This is a genomic window from Terriglobus sp. YAF25 (assembly GCF_052113305.1).
GTDB lineage: Bacteria > Acidobacteriota > Terriglobia > Terriglobales > Acidobacteriaceae > Terriglobus.
In genome coordinates this window covers 1-3,861 of the sequence record NZ_JBFRCY010000626.1, presented here as the reverse complement: position 1 = coordinate 3,861, position 3,861 = coordinate 1, and the positions used below count along the sequence as shown (strand labels likewise).

General features: G+C 58.2%; 6 protein-coding genes. All 6 read right to left on the bottom strand.

Going from position 1 to position 3,861, the window contains the following annotated elements; all coding sequences use genetic code 11:
- On the bottom strand, positions 1–693 hold a 693-nt coding region (ftcD, locus tag AB4043_RS21405), incomplete at its 3' end, for a glutamate formimidoyltransferase (protein ID WP_442308025.1).
- Positions 681–968, bottom strand: a complete 288-nt coding sequence (locus tag AB4043_RS21400) for an acyloxyacyl hydrolase (RefSeq protein ID WP_442308024.1) — start codon at positions 966–968, stop codon at positions 681–683. The genes ftcD and AB4043_RS21400, both read right to left, overlap by 13 nt.
- Positions 969–972: 4 nt before the next feature.
- Positions 973–1,155, bottom strand: a complete 183-nt coding sequence (locus AB4043_RS21395; RefSeq protein WP_442308023.1) for a hypothetical protein — start codon at positions 1,153–1,155, stop codon at positions 973–975.
- A 76-nt stretch (positions 1,156–1,231) separates the two neighbouring features.
- Entirely contained in the window at positions 1,232–1,972 is a 741-nt protein-coding gene (locus AB4043_RS21390; RefSeq protein WP_442299452.1) for a YebC/PmpR family DNA-binding transcriptional regulator, read from the bottom strand.
- Between the two features lie 92 nt (positions 1,973–2,064).
- Positions 2,065–2,559, bottom strand: a complete 495-nt coding sequence (locus tag AB4043_RS21385; RefSeq protein ID WP_442299451.1) for a VOC family protein — start codon at positions 2,557–2,559, stop codon at positions 2,065–2,067.
- A gap of 22 nt (positions 2,560–2,581) precedes the next feature.
- Positions 2,582–3,784 carry a glycogen synthase gene (locus AB4043_RS21380; protein ID WP_442308022.1) on the bottom strand — a complete coding sequence of 401 codons (1,203 nt, stop codon included), beginning with the start codon at positions 3,782–3,784 and terminating at the stop codon, positions 2,582–2,584.
- Positions 3,785–3,861: the final 77 nt, after the last annotated feature.

Here is a 3,861-nt window from a genome sequence, read left to right as displayed (position 1 = left end):
GACCTGTGCCCGGCCCTGGGCCAATACACCCATTGCTTTGATGCCATGCATGCCGCCGCCGGAGGCGCGGATCTCCTTGGCGATAGCTCGGGCAATCGCGACATCCGGGTCATGCAGGTAGATGTTGTATGCGATCAGGAACTTACGCGCTCCGACGGCGGAAGCTCCGGCGGTTGCATGCAGCTCCGGCCCACCAATGTCTGGCCGGCGAGCCGCATCCTTGCGAACCGCGTCGCGCAGCCCTTCGAACTGGCCCCGCCGTACGTCCTCGAGGTTCACACGGTCGGGACGAGCCGCAGCAGCCTCGTAAAAATACACGGGAATCCCATACCGCAGCCAGATCTGCTGGCCGGCCTGACGGGCGAGCATGGCGCACTGCGGAAGGGCGTAGTTCGCCACCGGAACAAACGGAATTACGTCGGCGGCGCCGATACGTGGATGGACGCCTTCCTGGCGAGTCAGGTCAATCAGTTCCGCTGCCTTCCCTGCCGCACGGATGGCTGCCTCCGCCACCGCCTCGGGGGCTCCGGCGATGGTTACCACGGAACGGTTATGGTCGTTGTCCAGCGAATAGTCCAGCAGGCTCACGCCTTCCACCTTCATGGCGGACACAATGGCGCGTACCTTCTCCGGGCTTACACCCTCTGAGAAGTTCGGAACGCATTCAATGATGGGACTCCCTACTTCCACCATGTGTATCCCACGTTGAACTGCAGCGTCACATTCACTCCAGGATTCCGGTCGCCCATCGACGCATTGGAGATATGGACCGCATTGGCGCCAAAATCGATAGAACGCCTCGGCTTCACAAAATAATGCATGCCCACGCCTGCCTGGGGCGTGAAATTCCAAACCGAAGTCTCAGAGTTCGGTCCTGCATTCGCCAGGTTGATGACCGTTGCGGAACCATACGGAGGATACTTATGGTTCGTCCAGATCAGGCCGCCTGCGCCCTGCACCCAGGGCATAACTCTACGGTGGCTGGTCAGATTCCAGCGCAGAATGACTGGCGCCTAAGCCTCCCTGAACCAGAGGACCATACTCCCAGCCTGGATGACTGGCAACTTCACGTACGGGAGACTGTATGGTGGTCTGTGCCACCGCCGGCATCGCCAGAGCGGCACTCATCAACGAACTCACGATCCATTTCTTCACTTACGCTTTCCTCTCCGTACAGAAGAAAGCCGCCGAATCTGCCGGCGGCTCTCCACTCATATTCCTGCAGTGTGAATCAGCCGGCCACCTCGGCCATTTCCATATCGAAGTTGGAGTACACATTCTGTGTGTCGTCCAGATCTTCGAGTGTCTCCAGCAGACGATTCATCGCAGCCGCCTGCGGACCTTCGAGTTTCTGATAGGTCGAAGGAATCATCGTTACCTCAGCAACCTCGGGAGTGATCCCGGCGCCCTTCACCGCCGTCAAAACGGCTTCGAAGTCTTTCGGAGCGGTCAGCACTTCCCAGCTATCGCCGTCACCAGAGAGATCATCCGCTCCAGCATCGAGAACGATCTCGGTCAGCTTGTCCTCGCCCACCGCATCCTTCGCCACCACGATCAGACCCTTCTTCGAGAACATGTAGCCTACCGAGCCAGACTCGCCCAGGTTGCCGTTGTTCTTGGAGAAGGCGTGACGAATTTCGCTCACGGCGCGGTTGCGGTTATCGGTCAGCACTTCGACGATGACCGCGACGCCACCGGGGCCATAGCCCTCAAAGGTGATCTCTTCATAGGTCGCGCCTTCGAGCTCGCCCGTGCCGCGCTGGATGGCACGCTTGATGTTATCCGCCGGCATATTCTCAGCCTTAGCCGCGGCAACTGCTGTCCGCAGCCGAGGATTGCCGTCAATATCACCGCCGCCCTGTTTCGCAGCGATCTGGATTTCCTTGATCAGGCGTGTAAAGATCTTGCCGCGCTTGGCATCCAGAGCGCCCTTCTTATGCTTGATTGTTGCCCATTTTGAGTGGCCGGACATTGCGGTTCCCTACCAGTTCCGTGTGAGATCTTTGCCTTCAGGCACCTGTCGATTTTACCACTTGAGGCCCCGTTCCTCCGCGATCCGCAACGCTACACGGCTGGTTCAGCGAGAAGGTTTTCCAGATTCAATGGCCGCGTATACATCTGTAACTCGCCGGATTCAGTCCTTGGCCACCGTTCCTGTGGACGATCCCAGTAGAGTTCCACCCCGTTCTGATCCGGATCACGCAGATAAAGCGCCTCGGAGACACCGTGATCGGCAACGCCCTCCAGCGGGATCTTCGCTGCAATCAACCTGCGCAAAGCATCTGCCAGATGCGCACGCGTCGGATACAGGATTGCCGTGTGATATAGCCCCGTCGTTCCAGATGCGGGCGGTTTTCCTCCACGGCTCTCCCACGTATTCAGTCCGATGTGATGGTGGTACCCGCCGGCCGATAGAAATGCCGCCTGATCCCCCAGACGGGCGGTGATCTCAAAACCGAGCACTCCGTGATAAAACGCGAGTGCCCGATCAAGATCGGATACCTTCAGATGCACATGCCCGATGCGGGCTCCTGCAGTGATCGCTGAAGTCTGTGGCATACGGTCTTTGATGACCCTGCGGCTAACTACGGTTCATAATCGTCCGCTCGTAGACCTTGACATACTCCTTCGCCGGCCCATCCCAACTGAAGTCCTGCCGCATTCCACGCTGCATCATCGCAGTCCACATTGGCTTGTCCTGGAAGGCCTTGAGCGCACGCTTGATGGCATCAAGCATCGCCCAGGCGGAGTATCCCGAGAACTTAAAGCCATTCCCGCTGCCATCCGTCTGCTCATCAATGGTGTCCTGCAGGCCTCCCGTCGCACGCACGACCGGGACGGTACCGTACTTCAGGGAATAGATCTGGTTCAGGCCACAGGGCTCATACCGGGAAGGCATCAGGAAGATATCCGCGCCCGCCTCAATCTTGTGCGCCAGCACGTTGTTGTAAGCAACACGTACCCGCATCTTCTGCGGATAGCGCTCCGCAAGCTCGGTTAACAGATGTTCGTAATAGGCCTCCCCCGTACCCAGAGCTACGAGAGCGACATTCTCTTTCATCAGATCTTCCGCAGCCTGAGCGATGAAATCGAAACCCTTCTGCGTTGCAAAGCGCGACACGATCCCGATGACAGCGGTGTCGTCATGCACGCCATCGAAACCGAAGGCGTGCAGCAGGTCGCGACGGCACTCTTTCTTCCCTGCCAGATCCTCGGGCGTATAGTGGTCGGCGATCAGAGGATCGGTTGCAGGATCCCACTGCTCATAATCGACGCCGTTCAGAATTCCCACCAGATCACCGGAGCGGCGTCTCAAGGTGTCTTCCAGGCCGCTTCCGAATTCGGCCGTTTGAATCTCCTGGGCATACGTCGGACTCACAGTAGTAATGGCGTCAGCGTAGACGATACCGCCTTTCAGGAAGTTCAGATTGTCGTACTGCTCCAGTTTGTCCATGGTGAACATGTCCCACGGAAGCAGCAGGTGCGACGTTGTCTGCGGCGGGAACCAGCCCTGATAGCCGGCGTTGTGGATGGTAAGAACAGTCGGCACCTTGCGGAAGACGGGATCGAAGAAATAGGTCGAACGCAAATAGACAGTGATCATCGCGGCCTGCCAGTCATGCACATGGAAGATGTCAGGCACGCCGAGGATCTTTGTTGCTTCGATCACTGCACGGCTGAAGAGCCCAAAGCGTTCTGCATTGTCCGGATAGTCGCCGCTCGGGGTTGCATAGAAGCTCTCGCGGTCGAACAACTCCGGGCAGTCAATAAAGTAATACAGCACGCCTTCCGTCTTGCCACCGTCGAGTCCGGGCAGTCAATAAAGTAATACAGCACGCCTTCCGTCTTGCCACCGTCGAG

What these genes read in the sequence shown, in the direction of transcription:
- AB4043_RS21400 (WP_442308024.1), bottom strand. Translation starts at nt 968, where the DNA reads ATGCCCTGGGTGCAGGGCGCAGGCGGCCTGATCTGGACGAACCATAAG.
- AB4043_RS21390 (WP_442299452.1), bottom strand. Translation starts at nt 1,972, where the DNA reads ATGTCCGGCCACTCAAAATGGGCAACAATCAAGCATAAGAAGGGCGCT.
- AB4043_RS21385 (WP_442299451.1), bottom strand. Translation starts at nt 2,559, where the DNA reads ATGCCACAGACTTCAGCGATCACTGCAGGAGCCCGCATCGGGCATGTG.